The 16,997-nt window shown below is 63.4% G+C and carries 10 protein-coding genes; 8 read left to right on the top strand and 2 right to left on the bottom strand.

The window, feature by feature from the left end; translation table 11 throughout:
* The first annotated feature begins 94 nt into the window (after window positions 1–94).
* The 4 genes from BBD46_RS11670 (at window position 95) to BBD46_RS22660 (ending at window position 4,883) form a co-directional block, all read left to right on the top strand.
* Window positions 95–910: a helix-turn-helix transcriptional regulator gene (locus tag BBD46_RS11670; RefSeq protein WP_071401883.1), complete on the top strand. Its 816-nt coding sequence runs from the start codon at window positions 95–97 to the stop codon at window positions 908–910.
* 951 nt (window positions 911–1,861) lie between these two features.
* Complete coding sequence (glmS, locus tag BBD46_RS11660) at window positions 1,862–3,670, top strand: glutamine--fructose-6-phosphate transaminase (isomerizing) (protein WP_071401881.1); 1,809 nt, start codon at window positions 1,862–1,864, stop codon at window positions 3,668–3,670.
* A 589-nt stretch (window positions 3,671–4,259) separates the two neighbouring features.
* Window positions 4,260–4,685, top strand: a complete 426-nt coding sequence (locus tag BBD46_RS11655; protein ID WP_071401880.1) for an EamA family transporter — start codon at window positions 4,260–4,262, stop codon at window positions 4,683–4,685.
* Between the two features lie 45 nt (window positions 4,686–4,730).
* The gene (locus BBD46_RS22660) at window positions 4,731–4,883 is read left to right on the top strand and encodes a hypothetical protein (RefSeq protein ID WP_171908199.1); all 153 of its coding nucleotides are present in this window, start codon (window positions 4,731–4,733) and stop codon (window positions 4,881–4,883) included.
* A gap of 57 nt (window positions 4,884–4,940) precedes the next feature.
* Here BBD46_RS22660 and BBD46_RS11650 read toward each other — a convergent pair whose 3' ends face one another.
* Complete coding sequence (locus BBD46_RS11650) at window positions 4,941–5,891, bottom strand: carboxypeptidase regulatory-like domain-containing protein (protein WP_071401879.1); 951 nt, start codon at window positions 5,889–5,891, stop codon at window positions 4,941–4,943.
* Between the two features lie 597 nt (window positions 5,892–6,488).
* Between BBD46_RS11650 and BBD46_RS11645 the strand changes: the two genes are divergently transcribed.
* Window positions 6,489–8,414 carry a carbamoyltransferase gene (locus BBD46_RS11645; protein WP_071401878.1) on the top strand — a complete coding sequence of 642 codons (1,926 nt, stop codon included), beginning with the start codon at window positions 6,489–6,491 and terminating at the stop codon, window positions 8,412–8,414.
* A gap of 33 nt (window positions 8,415–8,447) precedes the next feature.
* Here the strand turns inward: BBD46_RS11645 and BBD46_RS11640 are convergent, their stop codons facing one another.
* Window positions 8,448–10,349 carry a polysaccharide deacetylase family protein gene (locus BBD46_RS11640; RefSeq protein WP_071401877.1) on the bottom strand — a complete coding sequence of 634 codons (1,902 nt, stop codon included), beginning with the start codon at window positions 10,347–10,349 and terminating at the stop codon, window positions 8,448–8,450.
* A gap of 315 nt (window positions 10,350–10,664) precedes the next feature.
* Between BBD46_RS11640 and BBD46_RS11635 the strand changes: the two genes are divergently transcribed.
* The 3 genes from BBD46_RS11635 (at window position 10,665) to BBD46_RS11625 (ending at window position 16,964) form a co-directional block, all read left to right on the top strand.
* Complete coding sequence (locus tag BBD46_RS11635; protein ID WP_071401876.1) at window positions 10,665–13,619, top strand: leucine--tRNA ligase; 2,955 nt, start codon at window positions 10,665–10,667, stop codon at window positions 13,617–13,619.
* A 131-nt stretch (window positions 13,620–13,750) separates the two neighbouring features.
* A complete protein-coding gene (locus BBD46_RS11630; protein ID WP_071401875.1) occupies window positions 13,751–14,368 on the top strand; it encodes a DUF420 domain-containing protein in 618 nt (205 codons plus the stop codon).
* A 181-nt stretch (window positions 14,369–14,549) separates the two neighbouring features.
* Window positions 14,550–16,964, top strand: a complete 2,415-nt coding sequence (locus BBD46_RS11625) for a sensor histidine kinase (protein WP_071401874.1) — start codon at window positions 14,550–14,552, stop codon at window positions 16,962–16,964.
* Window positions 16,965–16,997: the final 33 nt, after the last annotated feature.

The following is a 16,997-nucleotide window of genomic DNA, read 5'->3' as shown; positions in this document are numbered from 1 at the left end:
ACCGGGTACGCACGCATACAACCACGTCTACGTCTCGGTCCGATAGGCCGCGACAGACACAGAACGAGCGATCCAGAGACAGAAGCGCGAAACCATGGCACCACTACCCAGTATCCAGATTAGCGCCGGACCGCACGCATCGGTGAGGAGCCCCGAATCCGTCACCGGCTCGGTTCCGGCCGCTGCAGTCGACGCGTACACGGTCGAAGCGACGATACCCTTCTCAGGGTTGGGCGAAACGGCAGGAGGATCGTCGTACTGGCTGTCGACGATCCGTGATGCGTCGACCTGGGAGGTGTCACTCATCGCGATTCTGTTCCTGATGATCGCCCTCCTGGTCGGTATCCGCGTCGTGCAAGCGTTCTCCGTCGACGATTTCGGAGCGCTTGTCCGACAGACTGGCACCGGAACTCGGACCGGTGGCGCTGATTCCGGCACCGGCTCCGGCTCCGGAACCGGCTCTGCGCCCACTCCCGGTTCAACAGACCCACAGCATCCCGCTGGCGCAAACGCTGCACGTGCGAGCGCATCCGCGAAGACGAATGCGAACGCACCCACAGAGACACGACCCACTGCCGGAGCCGCCGGAGCAACCGGTACTGAGTCCGAATCCGGCCAGGCACGCTCCTACGAGAACCTCGTCTCCGCTGACACACCACCAGAGCTACTCAGCGACGAAGGACGTGTCGTCCGGCTGCTCGTGAAACACGGCGGCCAGATTCGACAACACCAGATCGCCGACGAAACCGACTGGTCGAAGTCGAAAGTCAGCCGCATCCTCTCGAGTATGTACGACGACGGCACGATCGAGAAAACCTCCGTTGGTCGAGAGAACGTGATCTCGCTCCCGGACCGACCGATTGGTGAGGACGCGTCGACGGCGACCGACAACTCGAGTCCAGTGCCGTAGTTGCAAGGGATGCCTTGTTCTGACGGTGCAGCTAGTGATGAGTAGTGAGTGGTGAGCGACGATCGACCACCGACGAACAGCAAACGGCGAACGACGAAACGACGCCGCTGTGCAGTGTCGTGCGTGTCAGAGGCGCGGCAGTACGGTTTCGCCGACGTTTCTCCGTTCTCGGAGATGCAGTCGTCTCCGCATTCCAGATGCAGTCGTCTCCGCGTTTCATAGAGAGGACTACCAGCCAAACCGTTCGTCGCGTTCACGGCGACACACTGGTTCTCTCCCGTGTTGTGAGCTGTTCGGTCCACTACCTACGAGGCAGCGACCGCTGACCGAACGGTCGGTGACGGATTTCCACAAACTGCCTGAGAAGCCTCTTACCAGCCTGATAAACAGGAATGTACTGTGTGAAACAGTGCGAACGACTCCGTCGACGAAGAACCCGTCAGTGGGCGACGACACGTAAGCGTCGCGGAGTGACGGGCACCTAACAGAACCGCGAGAAGCGTACTATCGTCCGCTTCAGACCGTGTCGTTCTGGTTCTGGGGAACGTCTTCGTCGTCTGTCTCTCAGGACGACCGTCTTATTCGCTCTATAGTAATGCCTGCAGGACGATTCGCTTCGGGTAGATGCTCGGATCCGCCGTGTAGGCGGAACGGGTACACGCAGCTCAAAACCATGACACTGAACAGCACCGATCCACGGGCAGCTGTCTCGAGCCGAATTACGACGGATGCGACGACCAACGTTGCGGGCGGAGTCGCGGTTACCGGCGAGTCCGAACGCAGTGTCGCGTCCGAAGACACAGCTACGATCGGCGAACACGGGCACCAGCAACGCCAACGCCAGCGTCATCGCCATCGTCGTCGAACCCAATTCACTACAGGAGGGCACGTGGGATCGACGTGGTTGCACGTCTGGTCGCCACAGGCAGCGGTAACGGAGGTGAACGGCTAATGTGCGGTATCATCGCTCGAATTGGGCAGGGCGAAGCCGCAGATACCCTGCTCACCGGCCTGGAAAACCTGGAGTATCGCGGCTACGACTCCGCCGGCATCGCCGTCCAGAACGGCTCCGGCGTCAAGGTCCACAAGTGCTCGGGCGAGGTTTCGGAGCTCAAGTCCCAGCTCGACGGCCAGCCCCACGGGAACCTGGGCATCGGCCACACGCGCTGGTCGACCCACGGGCCGCCAACCGACGAGAACGCACACCCCCACACGGACACCGTCGGCGACGTCGCCGTCGTCCACAACGGCGTCATCGACAACTACGACGAGCTCAAGGCCGACCTCCAGGCGAAGGGCCACGAGTTCGAGAGCGACACCGACACCGAGGTCATCCCCCACCTCATCACCGAGTACCTCGACGACGTCGACGACACCGAGGCTGCGGTCCGCCAGGCGGTCGACACGCTCGAAGGGAGCTACGCTATCGCCGCGATCGTCGACGGCGAGGAGCGCGTCTACGCGGCCCGAAAGGGTTCGCCGCTCGTCCTCGGCCTCGACGACGAGGAGTGGTTCCTCGCGAGCGACGTGCCGGCGTTTCTCGACCACACGGACGAGGTCATCTACCTCGAGGACGGCGACCTGGTCACGCTCGAGCCCAATGCCTACTGGATCACGGACCTCGAGGGCCAGCCGGTCGACCGCGAAGTCGACACCGTCGACTGGGATCCGGAGGATGCCGGCAAGGGCGAGTACGACCACTACATGCTGAAGGAGATCCACAACCAGCCGACCGCGCTCTCGAACACCATCGAGGGGCGGGTCGAAGACGGCGACGTAGCGTTCGAAGACCTGCCAGCGGGCACATTTGCAGACATTGAAACAGTCCAGTTCGTCGCCTGCGGGACCTCCTACCACGCCGCGATGTACGGCGCACAGCTGCTTCGCGAGGCCGGCCTCCGTACCGAAGTCATTCGCGCGAGCGAGTACGAATCGACGACCGGCCCCGTCGACGAGAACACCCTCGTCGTCGCGGTCACCCAGAGCGGCGAAACCGCAGACACGCTGGACGCCGTCCGCACCGCGACCGACCGCGGCGCACGCTCGCTCGCCGTTACCAACGTCGTCGGCTCGACCATCTCTCGCGAGGCCGACGACGCGGTTTACATCCGCGCCGGTCCCGAGGTCGGCGTCGCCGCGACCAAGACCTACTCCTCGCAGGCGGTCACCCTCTCGCTGCTCACCCAGCGCATCGCCGCCGACGTTCCCGAGACCACCCCCGCCGCGGACCGCGACGCGATGCTCGCCGAACTGCAGCACCTCCCCGAGTACGTCGAGCAGGTACTCGAGTCCACCCGCGCGGAGACCCTCGCCGAAGAGACCCTCGACAGTGACTCGTACTTCTTCATCGGGAACGGCCTCGGCCACTCGGTGGCACTCGAGGGCGCGCTGAAGTTCAAGGAGATCACCTACGAGCACGCGGAGGGATTCGCGTCGGGACAGCTCAAGCACGGGCCGCTGGCGCTGGTGACCGAGGCGTCACCGATCTTTGCAGTGGTGACGGGTGACGGCGACGAGAAGACGAAGACGAACGCGATCGAAGCGCAGTCCCGCGGCGCGCCGATCGTCGCGGTCGGGCCGGAAGAGCACGCGCTCGTCGACGTGGCGGACGAGCACCTCTCGGTGCCGGCAACGCATCCGGTCTGGGCGGGGCTGCTGGCGAACGTGCAGCTCCAGCTCGTCTCCTACCACGCGGCGGAACTGCTTGACCGGCCGATCGACAAGCCGCGGAATCTGGCAAAGAGTGTGACCGTCGAGTAGGGTTGACGAGTACAGCCTGTCGACCACCGGGTGCGTGTAACTGCATCGGGGGTCGACCTGCGCGGTCCACTGCAGTGCAGTCGTCTGGTTTTGAGTTGCGTCCGGGGTGACCCGGGCGGTGACTCGTTTCGTGTGTTGGTTCGAATGTGCACCGCTACCGCTATCTGTATCTGTTTGTATCTGTCTGAACCTATCTGAACTGTTCCCGTAGCCGCTGCAGTCGGGTATCTGCGTCTCGTCGATATAGTTAGCCACTACAAGTCACTGCACGCCTGATCGCACGATGAACGCGCGGTTCGGAGCGAGCGCGGTTCGGAGCGAGCGCGGTTCGGAGCGAGCGCGGTTCGGAGCGAACGAAGTGAGTGAGAACCGCGGATAACGAGCGGGGAACAGCGTGACCCGCGAGTGAACGAAGTGAGTGAGAACCGCGGAACAGCGAACGGGGAACAGCGTGACCCGTGAGTGGACTGCGCGATCAGTGTGTAACTAGTTTCAGTTGTTACTATTGCACACCATTCTCAAACAGAGGCCGGTGACGAACCACAACTAAGGGTGGGTGCTTTTCGGTAGCAGGGTAGAATCACACCTGATGAGTGTTCCTGAGATCGATTCGGCTGTGTTCTTTGGTGTGATTACAATGGTAACCTGGGGGGTCTGGGTAGTCTTGGGTAACGCTGCGTCGGAGTCTATCGACCCGAGAACGGCCGCCGCAATCTCCTATCTTGTTGCGACACCCCTCGCACTCGGATACATCCTCGCTTCGGACGCGTCGCTCGCTATTACTGCGAGAGGCGGACTGCTCGCTGCCACGGCTGGATTGTTCACCGGGATCGGCCTGATTTCGATGTACATCGGCCTTTCCGGGGGGTCAACAACTGTCGTCTCGACTCTCAGTGCGATGTACTTCGTCGTCGCGGCTCTCATCGGTGTGGTCGTCCTCGGAGACGAAGTCACGATAACGAGATTGGCCGGGATCGCGTTCGCAATTATCGGAGTCATCTTGGTTTCCCAGTGACTGCCTCCCACGACCGACACCGTAGGCTCTCTCGCTGCTTTCCGTATGGGTATCAGCGGAAACAGCATTCTTCTCGTTGCTGGTCCACGTGAAACCGTACGTGAGCACGAAGCCGAGAAAGTGGAACCTGAGAAGGCGAAGAAGAAAGCGGTAGAAAGCAGTGAAGCAAGATATGCAAAACCAGAGAAACACGACTGAAACCGCCTGTTGCCGACGAAATACCCGAATTACGACTCCATTCGTTGTCCGTCTCGATCACTCCTCCTCGAGTTCGACCGTAATCTCGTCGTCGTCGTCGACCTCGAGATCGAACTCGGCGTCCTCGTAGTCGTCCGCCGAGACGACTACCGTGTACTCACCTTCTTCGACATCGAGTTCGGCTTCTCCGTCGTCGTCGGTCGTCGCCTCAGCGTCCGGACCGAAGAGCTGCGAGCCGCTGTAGAACTCGATCGTCGCGTCCTCGATTTCGTCGCCGTCGCCGTCGTCGTCTTCGACGAGGGTCGTGAGGGTGTATTCGTCTGCGTCGTCATCCTCGTCTTCGTCCTCGTCGTCCTCGCTCTCGAGTACCAGCGTTTCGTCCTCGTCGTCGCCGTCGATTTCGACGTCGGTTTCAGCGTCCTCGTAGCCGTCCGCGCTGGCGGTGAGCGTGTACTCGCCGTCGTCGACGGTGAACTCGACGGTTCCGTCGTCAGCGGTTCGCTCCGTGGAGCTGAAGCCGCTGGTGAGTTCGACCGTTGCGCCGTCGATTTCGTCGCCGTCGTCGTCTTCGATGGTGGCCGTGAGGGTGTGCTCGTCGTCCGCGTCGTCGTCCTCGTCCTCGCTGCCGTTTCCGTCGCCGTCCTCGTCGCCGTCTTCGTCGTCGCCAGTGCCGTCGTCTGACTCGTCGCTATCCGTTCCATCGTCCGGGTCGCCATCGTCGTCTGTGGCATCGTCATCGTCATCACCGGCATCGCCGTCGTCATCACCATCCCCATCGTCGGCTGCGGACTCATCGTCACCACCGTTGGCAGCCGGATCATCCGCTTCGGGCTCTGTCTCGTCGGCGTCGTCACCGAACGGTCCGAGCGCCCCGTTGATCGAGGCACCGCTTGCGGCGAGTGCGAGACCGGCGACCAGCAACACGACGCCGGCAACCGTCAGCATGACCTGTACACCTGTCTGGATCGAGCGCGTCTCCGCGGGCTGTCGGCGGGAACTGTTTGACATGGTCCTAGCAGTGTGATGAACGGGTGTTCGCTGGAGTCACTGGGGACACAACGGTCACCGAGGAACTCGTCCCGAAGTGGTTACTCAGCCGATCGACAGTGCGGTATGGCCGCATCCGACACATTGGCTGCGGCCCAGGCGGTCTATCACGACGTCGCGGGCGATACTGGAGTCGTTGCATTACGAAAACCGTTCTCGCTTTCGGCGGTTCACTATACACGTGCTAAGGTCAGTTCGTTGGCGTAAACTCGCGTGAACCGGTCCCCACCCGTCCCCGTACATATCCTCTCTCACCACTCTCCAAGCACCTTCCATCAGATATCCGTGCGGATCAGCAGCAAACAGTCCGAAGGTGACCGTCTCGGTCCGGAGACAGTCACCGACAGTGGTGAAACCCACGACTCGTCCACTCCCAACTCGACTCGAGTACACCCGTCGTTTTGCAACAGGAAGGTGACCTCGCTGTCCGGCCGTCTCGTTGCCGGGTCGCAGGCCACCAGTTGACCGTGCTGGCGGCGTGTCTCGAGTCGGATGCAGCGTACCGAACGGTCGTTTAACAGCCCCATAGTATCGGGTACGCTGTTCGAAGACCGAGGTATGGGAGACTACACGCTCGCGTTCAAACCGGCGATCGGTCTCTACGGCCAGCACGATCCGAGTGCCGTGCTCTTCGAGGACGGAACGCCGGTGTTTGGAATCGAGGAAGAACGGCTCACGCGCCAGAAACACGCCCCAGAGACGTTTCCGACGAACGCGATCACCGCCTGTCTCGACTACCGCGACCTCGAACTCGCCGATCTCGACGAGATCTATCTACCCTACGATCCGCAACTTCGGTCTCGAATCCGCTCGCACTACATCAGTGACGCCCTCCGTGCACCCGGCGTGACGCGAAAACTCTCCGCACTCGAGGAGACCCTGGTTTCGGAAGTCCAGAGCAAGGTCGCGCCGACGCGGAAGATCGAAAATCGGTTGGCGGAGATCGGAACGCCGGTGCCGCCGATCGAGACGCTTTCGCACCACCGTTGTCACGCCGCGAGCGCGTTCCACCCGTCGGGGTTCGACGATGCCCTGGTTATGACCATCGACGCGAAAGGCGAGTTCGACTCGACGGTGATCTGGCGCGGTCACCAGGGTGGGCTCACGCGCGTAAAAACCTACGAGCACCCGAACAGCCTCGGGCTGTTCTTCGCGATCATCACCGAGTTCCTCGGCTACCGGATGTTCAACGGCGAGGGGAAGGTGATGGGCCTTGCACCCTACGGAGAGGAGAATCCCGAGATCGAACGCACCCTGCGGAACCTGATCGACACCGGTGCGGCGTACGACGTGACCGAACTGACCAAGCGCTGGGGAACCGGCTACGGTGTCGAGCGCCTCGAGAAGGAGTTCGGCCGGACGCAGAAGGAGGATCCCGAGTCGTTCACCCAGTGGGAGAAGGACCTGGCCTACACGGCACAGAAGATACTCCAGGAAATCGTCACGGACATCGTCCGCACCTACGCGCCCGGCATCGGTTCGGGGAACGTCGCGCTTGCGGGCGGGGTCGCGCTCAACTGCAAACTCAACAAGGCGGTCCGGGAGACCGCCGTCGTCGACGACCTGTTCGTCCAGCCCGTCGCCCACGACGCGGGGCTCGCACTCGGCGCAGGCTGGGTTGGCCAGCGACCGTCGGCCGTCGAACCGCTCTCGGATGTCTACTACGGCCCCGAGTACGACGCAGCGGAGATTGAGTCAGAGCTCCAGACGAACAAGATCGAGTACGCGGAACCAGACGATCTGGAACGCTACGTCGCCGAACGGCTGGCAGACGGCGCGCTCGTCGGCTGGTTCCAGGGTCGAATGGAACTCGGTCCGCGCGCACTCGGTGCGCGAAGTATCCTCGCAGATCCGCGCACTGCGGCCTCGCGCGACCGCGTCAACCGCTTCGTCAAGCACCGTGAGGAGTGGCGGCCGTTCGCCCCCTCGATGCGTGAGGAGGCTGCTGCGGAGTACCTCGTCGACGGCCAGTCCGCGCCGTTCATGATCAACAGCTTCGACGTCGACCCGGAGAAAGCGGACGACCTGACCGCCGTGGTCCACCCAGCGGACGAGACCACTCGCCCCCAGACGGTCCGCAAAGACCAGCACCCGCGCTATCACCGTCTACTCTCCGAGTTCGAAGCCATCACCGACGTCCCGGTTCTGCTCAACACCTCGTTCAACGACCACGGCGAACCGATCGTCAATACCCCCACCGAGGCGGTCAAAGACTTCTACGGGATGGGCCTCGACGTGCTGGTCCTCGAGGACTACGTACTCGAGAAGGATGCACCAGCAACCAGTCAGACACAGACGATCGATGTGACGACGACGAGTCGTACCGACCAGGAGGGGGCGCGGTCGAGTAAGCGTTCGAGGGCGGACGACAGTGGACAACAGCGAGACACAACCAGTGGCGATCGGCCGTTCGACGAGACACCGGCTACTGCTGACGATACCGTGACGGCACGTCTCCTTTCGAATCTCGGTACCGACCGATAGGCAGGATACGTCGTTTTTCGCGATCGCGGAGAGTCAGCTATCGCCGAGTGCGATCGTCCAGTCGCCGTCCGCCTCGACGTTGAGCCAGACCGCACCACCCGCGCTGTAGGATCGCGAGCTATCGAACGCGCCGTGCTGGTGGATCAGTTGCTCCGAGCGACCGTCGGCACCGTAGCCGCTGACCATGAACAGGTCGTCACCGTCGTGGGTCACGTCGAGCGAGACGTTGCCCTCGGTGTCGAACGGACCGACGTAGGAGGAGCCCGACCCCGACACGTCGGCCGGCAACGCCGTCAGATCGTCACTGTGGACCTCAGGTTGGTCCAGGTCGAGCGACCACGCGCCGTCTGCGTCGACTTCGAGTTGGTACGTTCCGTCCTCGACCGTGATGATCGACTCGCCGGAACGGGTCGCCGTGTTCGTCGTCGGAATAACGCGGTCGTCGCCGTTCGTGTCGCCGGCCGGCACCAGTTCGATGGTCAAATCCGTATCGCCGTCGTGCGAGACGTCGGCCGTGAGGATACCCTCCTCGAGTGCAAACGTCTCGGTCGTGTTCGAGTCGATGCCGCCGAAGGAGTGGTGCTCACCAGCATCGAGGATGACGCCCTGCTGGTCGCCTGCCTCCTCGTCCGATTCGTCATCGCCACCCATCGTCCCGTCAGCCACATCGGACGGTGTCACAACATCGAGGCCGCGGTGCTCGATGTGGTCGACCAGTTCCTCGAAGTCCTCGAGTGACATGCTGTTCCCGCTCGCTTCCTCACCGTCCTCGAGTTCGACGATGCGTGGAATTCGGAGGATGACAAGCTGATTGTACTGATCGCAGAGGTTGATCGCCCGGCGGACGCCGCCGTGGAGATCTGGCCCCCAGATCTGGGAGAGCATGTGGGTGTTCGTCGGCGGCGCACCGGTCGGCGAGCCGCTGGCGAGGACCGCGGACTCGACTTCCTCCCGGAGGACGGTCTGGAGCGAGGCGTCCATCCGATCGGCCGGCGCGTAGAAGTGTCGGGAGCCGTCCTCGAAGCCGAGGTCGGCGAGCGTGTCGCGAACGTTCGCGACGACCTGTCGCTGGCGGTCGTCGGGCATCTCCGGCAGCGGCGTGCTGACGCTCGGGTAGCCACAGATGTCCCAGCCGCGTTCGTGAAGCTCGTCGAGTTGGACGAGGTCCATCCGTCCGCCGGAGCCGATCTGGTCCGGGTCGACCGGGACTGCGCCGGCCCAGTCGCGCTCGTCGAGCCGGTCGAGTGCGTGTTCGTAGTGAGAGGTGTGGCCGTCGTAGAACGAGAGGATCGCCTTCCCGTTGTCGGCTGCTTCGGTCTTGCGGAGGTCGTCCGCGACGAGTCGGGTGCCGTCCTCGGGGCCGACGGCGACGACGTTCAGTCGGCGAACGTCCGAGAGGTCCGGCTCGCCGTGCTTCTGGATGTAGCCGAAGTCGAGGCGGAGCCAACCCTCGTAGTCGTCCGGGATATGGCGGATACTGGTCAGGTGGTCGCCCCGCGACGGCGCCATGAACTCGAGGTGGACCTGGTCGACGGCATCTGCGCGGATCGCCATCGAGGTGTCCCAGCCGTCGAGGTCGATCCCGCGGGGGAACTCGATCCGCATCGCGGCCTGGTCGCCGTCGCTCTCGACAGCGAGCGCTTGCGACCCCGTCGGTGTGTCGGAGACTGTCTCGGTTTCGCCGGTAACGGCGACCCACTCGTCGGCGGATTCGAAGTCCGAGAGGAGTTCGCCGTGGTCGATTGCGGGCCAGCTATCGGTGCCGTTCTCGTCGCCGTTTCCACCGTCTCCGTCGCCGTTCGAATCGGAGCCACCGTTGGAGTCCGCCTCCGGCGACTCGTCACCGGAAAGTACATCGAGACAGCCCGCAACCGTTGCTGTCGACGTGACGCCGAGTGCCGCCACCAACTGTCGCCGAGAGAGTCCACGCGTCATGCTGTGATCACTTCTCGCTCGCGTTCGGGGACACTTTCTAATAGAGCCGTTAATTGTGCTGGCGTGAACTGTTTCGGGTCGGTGTGCGGACGGTACGTGGCACAAAAAGCAGGGCACAGGGACTGGCTGGGACGGGCCAGACGGCAGCAGTGGGCTGTCTTCGGGCTTTAACAGGGTGCTAAGCGGCGTGGCTTAGTCGAGGTGCCGGCCTGGTGCTGGACCTGAACACAGGTCAAATCCGGACCACACGGACCGAATCCGGGCCGAACAATGATATGGGCGGCCCCCAGAGTTGGGGGCAACGAGCAACGCCACATGACAAACCAGTACGATCACGCGCAAGTACAGGAGTTCTGGCAGTACGTCTGGGAACGCGACGGCGTCGCCGAACTCCCGGACGGGGCCGTCGACCCAACCTACGTCCTCGGAATGTTCCCCTACACCTCCGGGACGCTCCACATGGGTCACGTCCGAAATTACGCGATCACCGACGCCTACGCCCGCTACCGGCGACTCCGCGGCGACGATGTCCTCCACCCGATGGGGTGGGACGCGTTCGGACTCCCCGCGGAGAACGCCGCCTACGAACGGGCCAGCGACCCCGAATCCTGGACCCGTGCGTGTATCCGCCGAATGCGCGAGGAACTCGAGACGCTCGGCTTCGGCTACGACTGGTCGCGAGAGATTACGACCTGCGAACCGTCGTACTACCGCTGGAACCAGTGGCTGTTCAAGCGGTTCCACGAGGCCGGTCTCGTCGAGTTCACCGGCGCGACGGTCAACTGGTGTCCGGACTGCGAGACGGTGCTTGCTGACGCACAGGTTGCGGTTGATGAGGGTGCACGAGCGGCGACTGGTGAGACTGGCGATGAAGACGGTGACAACGTACACGACCATACGAACACCAACGGCCGCGTCTGCTGGCGCTGTGCAACCCCCGTCGAACAGCGCGAACTCGACCAGTGGTTCTTCACGATCACCGACTACGCCGACGAACTGGTCGACGGACTCGACGACCTCGAGCAGTGGCCCGAAGGAGTCCGCGAGATTCAGCGCAACTGGATCGGCCGACAGGAGGGGGCACGGCTCACGTTCGACGTGTCGACGGCAGCCGACGAGTCGGAGACCGCTGTCGACGTCTTCAGCACCCGCCCCGAGACCGCCTTCGGTGCGACGTTCGTTGCCATCTCTCCCGAACACGACCTGGCGAGTGAACTCGCGAGCGCGGACGAGGACGTAGCAACGTTCGTCGACCAGGCGCGAACGAGTGCACCCGACACTGGCCACGCCGCGCGCGACGACTTCAGTACCGCGGGTATCGAAACCGACGCGACAGCTCAGAATCCGCTCACGGGCGAGGAGATTCCGGTCTACGTCGCCGAGTACGTCCTCGCGGATGTCGGAACGGGCGCGGTGATGGGTGTCCCCGGACACAACGAGCGCGATTACGAGTTCGCCCGGGCACACGAGCTGCCGATCGAGACGGTCGTCGTTCCCGAGGCTGGCGAGAACGGTGAGGGCGGTACAGATGCAGGTAGCGAGACGGAGACGAACACGGACACAAGCGCAGGCGCAGACGCAGACGCAGACACAGGCACGAACACAGACTCCCCTCTCACCGCCGACGGAACACTCGTACTCGAGTCCGTGTCCACCTCGCACAGCGAGTACGACGGCCAACCGAGCGAGGTCGTTCGCGAGCACCTCGTCGACGATCACGAGGCGATCGACCCGGACGTGACCTACCGACTCCGGGACTGGCTGATCTCACGTCAGCGCTACTGGGGGACGCCGATCCCGGTCGTCCACTGTGAGGACTGCGGGCACGTCCTCGTTCCCGACGAGGAGCTGCCGGTCGAGTTACCGGAGTTCGTCCAGACCACGGGGAACCCGCTCGACGCCGCCGAGGAGTGGAAACGGACGAGCTGTCCGGACTGTGGCGGCCCCGCAGAGCGTGAGACCGACACGATGGACACGTTCGTCGACTCCTCGTGGTACTTCCTCCGATTCCTCTCGCCAGACCTCGCGGACGCGCCGTTCGACACCGAACTGGCGAACGAGTGGCTTCCCGTCGACGTCTACGTCGGCGGCGACGAACACGCCATCTTGCACCTGCTGTACATCCGGTTCGTGACGCGCGCACTGGCGGATATAGGCTTCCTCGACCAGCGCGAGCCCGTCGAGCGACTCGTCAGCCAGGGGACCGTGCTCTACGAGGGCGAGAAGATGTCCTCCTCGAGTGGGAACGTCGTCACACCGGACGAGTACGGCGCGGAGACGACCCGGCTGTTCGTCCTCTCGGCGGCCCACCCCGAACAGGACTTCGAGTGGACGGCGAACGACGTTCGCGGCGCGTACGATCTGCAGCAGACGCTGTACAGCATGGCGACCGAGTTCGTCGACGAAGGCGAGACTCGTGTCGAACGGGCGAGCCACGACGAGTTCGTCGACCGCGAAATCGACCGCACGATTGTCGCCGCCCGTACCGAATTCGAGCGCTTCCGGTTCCACCGCGTCGTCACCGAGGTCCAGGAACTCGCCGGCCTCCTGCGCCAGTACCGCAGCTACGACCGCATCCACGGCGAGGTCTACCGCCGCGGGCTGCTCACCATCGCGGCGCTCATTTCGCCGCTCGCGCCCCACCTCGGCGAAGAGCTCTGGAACAAGCTCCGCGGCGACGGTCTCGTCGTTGAGGCCGACTGGCCGGCACTCGAGTCCGATCCAGCAACGATCGAGTCGGACTACCAGCTCGAACGGCGACTGGTGGAGACGACGCGCGCTGACGTACGTGATATTCTCGACGTGGCGTCGATCGACGATCCGGCCCAGATCGATCTCGTGGTGGCCGGGCCCTGGAAGTACGAGGTTGCAACGCGGCTCGCGGCATCAGCCAGCGAGACGGATGACGACAGCGCGGCCGAGACCGGTGACACCGTGGGCGACGAGGCGATCGATGTCGGTGCGCTGGCCGACGAGGTGGGTGTCGAGACGGACGTGCTCGCCGAATTCGTTGCGGAGCAGCGGGACAGCGGCGGGCAGCGTCCGTCCTCGCTGTCGCCTTCCCAGGGACTCACAGCGACGCGCGAACAGGCGCTTCTCGAGCAGGCGGCGTGGCTACTCGCGGACGAGTTCGACGTGACTGTGAGCGTTCGGTCGGCGACGGCGGTAGGCGCCGAAGACGAGACAGCGGACGCTGCAGCGGACGATCTCCCGGACGCGGACGTCGCGTCCCGTGCCCGGCCGGGGAAGCCGGCGATCAGTATTCGGTAAGCCACAGCCTGCCAGCCGATCGGGAGCCGAACGCGCTGTTCGGACGAAGATGTGCGGCCGAGTGACCACGCGGCCGAATCGCCTCTCGGTGAACAGCAAGAAAGATAGGTCGCCTCTCCTAACGGCCGCTAATGGCAACTGCCGACGCAGCACGAGAGCGGCTCCGGGAGAACCCCCTCGGCGTGACGATTTTCCTGTCGATCGTCGGCTACGCACTAGTTATCGGAACCTTCCTGTTCGAGTTGCCGATCTATCCGGAGCTGACGAACGCGCAGGTGAACCTGTTCACCCACGCGATCGCGGTCATCAACCTGGCGACGACGGTCCTGCTGATCGCCGGCTGGTACTGGATCCGCGTCGACGAGGTCGAGAAACACCGACTCGCGATGATCGGCGCGTTCGTGCTGATCCTCCTGTTCCTGGTGGTCTACCTCACTCGCGTCGGCGGTGGCGGCGGCGAGAAACAGTTCGTCGGTCCGGACCTGGTCCGCTACGCCTATCTGGTGATGTTGGCGATCCACATCGTCCTCTCGATCGTCTCCGTTCCGGTGGTCCTCTACGCGCTGATCCTCGGGCTCACCCATACGCCCGCTGAGTTGCGCCGGACCGCACACGCCCGAGTCGGCCGAATCGCAGCCTCGGCGTGGATTCTGAGCCTCGTCCTCGGTGTCGTTACCTACCTGCTGTTGAACCACATCTTCGACTACGAGTTTCCGTCGATGCTCGTCTCACTGCTGCCTGTCGGATAGCGTCATACTGGGTTGGTGAGCGGCTTGTCGTGCCGAGAGACGTACAGGGCCGTGTTCGGTAGATGCTGGGGCGCACTGGAAATTGCCGTTCCCCACATCACAGAGAGAGTCACGAAAAATCACCATCTCTGGACGCTCTCGGGGCAGGATTTACAGGGAACGACGGAGTATATATGTCGTCATGGATTCGTCGTCTGGTGGAACCGACGCCGAACAGTCGCGACACTTCCGCCAGCAGCAACTACTGGCGGAACTCAGTGACTGGGCGCTGTCAGTGGGTGGCCAACGGAACGGGTGGGAAACACAGCCCAACAACGGCTCCGGCGAGGAGGCCGGACGCACCGATAGAGGCGCTGACCACCCACGGACACTCGAGTCCCTGCTCCAGCTCACGACCGAGCAGGTTGCGGCGGTGTTCGATGCCGATTCGGCGTACGTCCTGCAGGTAGCTGGCGACGGAGAGCAGTTCCGGCTGCGCGCGGGTGTCTCTGTAGCGGCTGCGGGACCGACATCCGAGGAGTGTGGGACCAGCAGGGATGTGGAAAGCGATGGTGTGGAGACCGAGACAGAAGCAGGAGAGACGACCGAGAGTGAAACCGAACCCCACACCGAAACGTCCGGCGCCGCTGCAGCCCACGCCGACGAACCAACGCCTGTCGCCGCTGGGACTCAGGACCGAATTCCGATCGAGCCGGCGACACAGCTCGCCACGGCACTCGAGTCCACCGAGCCGGTGCTGGTCGAGGAGCTGGCGTCGACCGATCAGCTCTCGGCAGTGGGCGAGCCGGTGTCGGATGCGGCGACGAGCGGGATCGCCGTCAGAATCGGAACGAGCGAGCAGACTGAGTCCACGGCTGGTTCGATGCAGGTGGCGGGGACCAGCACGGAATCACTTCGTGCGGACCGTGACGACGGCGACGACGGCGGTGACACTACCGATACTGACGGGGCTGACAAGACTGACGACGCTGACGAAACGCACGAGAACGGCGTCCCGTGGGGTCTACTGACTGTTCATACCACCGCGGAGTGTGACTTTACCGATGCGGACGCTGCGTTCCTCACGACGGTTGCTAACGTGCTCGGCTCGACGATTAGCCGAGTCAGCGCACAGCGACGGCGCGACGAGGCGACGACCTGGGCTGACAGCGTGCTCGACGCCACCCCGGTCGGAATCACGCTCATCAACACCGATGGGATGAACGTCTTCGCGAACAGGCGTGCCGAAGAGATCACCGGACGGCCGCTCTCTGAACTGCGGACGTTTACTCACGACGACGAGCGCTGGGGACTGGTCGACGACAACGGTGAGCCGATGTCGTTCGACGAACTACCGTTCACCCGGATCATCGAAACCGAGGAGCCGGTTCGAAACGAGGTCGTCGGTATCAGACGTCCCTCCGGAGAGCGCGTCTGGCTCTTGATCCACTGTAGTCCACTCTACGACTCGGCTGGCGACCTCGATGGCGTCATTTACGCCTTCAGGGACGTCACCGAACGCCGTGAACTCGAGTCCCGACTCGAGGAGATCCTGGGTCGCGTCGAGGAAGCAATCTGTGCGTTCGACGAGGACTTTCGGTACACACACGTCAACGACAGGGCCGAGGAACTCCTGCAACGCTCGCGTGAGGAACTTCTCGGTGAGAAACTCTGGGAGGCATTCCCCGAGTCGGCGAACGAAGAGGTCGTCCGGAACAGTTTCGAGGACGCAATGAACTCACAGGAGCCAACCAGCTACGAACACTACTACGAGCCGGCAAACGCCTGGCTCGAGGTGACGATCTACCCCTCCGAAACCGGGGCCTCGGTCTATTTCCGGGACGTAACCGACCGCCGAGAGTACCGTCGACGACTCGAGGAATCGAACGAACGCCTCGAACAGTTCGCCTACGCCGCTTCCCACGACCTGCAGGAACCGCTTCGAATGGTCAGCAGCTACCTCGAACTGCTCGAGTCGCGATACGTGGACGAACTCGACCAGGACGCCCAGGAATTCATCGAGTACGCCGTCGACGGTGCTGACCGCATGCGGGAGATGATCAACGGGTTACTCGAGTTCTCCCGTATCGAGACGCAGGGGGAGCCGTTCGAACCGGTCGATCTGGACGAGGTACTCGAGGACGTCGTCCGGGATCTGCGTGTGAAAATCGTCGAGAACGACGCGGACATTTCCGCGGAGGAACTGCCGAGAGTTGCAGGCGACGGCAACCAGTTGCGCCAGGTGTTCCAGAACCTGCTGTCGAACGCGATCGCGTACTCGGGCGAGGAGCCGCCTGAGATCGATATCGCGGCCCACGACACCGGATCAGAGTTGGTGATTTCGGTGAGCGACGAGGGGACAGGTATCGATCCCGATGACGCCGACCGCATCTTTGGACTGTTTCAGCGCCGACACGCCGGTGACGAGCATACGGGGAGCGGGATCGGATTGGCGCTCTGTCGGCGGATTGTCAAGCGCCACGGCGGCGAAATTTGGGTCGATAGTGAGCCGGGCGAGGGGGCGACGTTTTCGTTTACGCTTCCGACCCGCCTGGACGCCAAATCGGTTGACTCCGAGTCAGCAACAGAGCCGGCTGAGTCAGCAGACGAAGTGTGACGACGGGGACGGGTGCCTGTATTCGCGTACAGG

The organism is Natrialba sp. SSL1 (assembly GCF_001861355.1).
GTDB lineage: Archaea > Halobacteriota > Halobacteria > Halobacteriales > Natrialbaceae > Natrialba.
Note: the sequence above shows the minus strand (reverse complement) of the source record. Positions and strands in the feature narration are given on the sequence as shown.

Coding starts and splice junctions, on each gene's coding strand:
- BBD46_RS11625 (WP_071401874.1), top strand. CDS start 14,550: ATGGATTCGTCGTCTGGTGGAACCGACGCCGAACAGTCGCGACACTTC.
- BBD46_RS11635 (WP_071401876.1), top strand. CDS start 10,665: ATGACAAACCAGTACGATCACGCGCAAGTACAGGAGTTCTGGCAGTAC.
- BBD46_RS11650 (WP_071401879.1), bottom strand. CDS start 5,891: ATGTCAAACAGTTCCCGCCGACAGCCCGCGGAGACGCGCTCGATCCAG.
- BBD46_RS11645 (WP_071401878.1), top strand. CDS start 6,489: ATGGGAGACTACACGCTCGCGTTCAAACCGGCGATCGGTCTCTACGGC.
- BBD46_RS11670 (WP_071401883.1), top strand. CDS start 95: ATGGCACCACTACCCAGTATCCAGATTAGCGCCGGACCGCACGCATCG.
- BBD46_RS11640 (WP_071401877.1), bottom strand. CDS start 10,349: ATGACGCGTGGACTCTCTCGGCGACAGTTGGTGGCGGCACTCGGCGTC.
- BBD46_RS22660 (WP_171908199.1), top strand. CDS start 4,731: ATGGGTATCAGCGGAAACAGCATTCTTCTCGTTGCTGGTCCACGTGAA.
- BBD46_RS11655 (WP_071401880.1), top strand. CDS start 4,260: ATGAGTGTTCCTGAGATCGATTCGGCTGTGTTCTTTGGTGTGATTACA.
- glmS (WP_071401881.1), top strand. CDS start 1,862: ATGTGCGGTATCATCGCTCGAATTGGGCAGGGCGAAGCCGCAGATACC.
- BBD46_RS11630 (WP_071401875.1), top strand. CDS start 13,751: ATGGCAACTGCCGACGCAGCACGAGAGCGGCTCCGGGAGAACCCCCTC.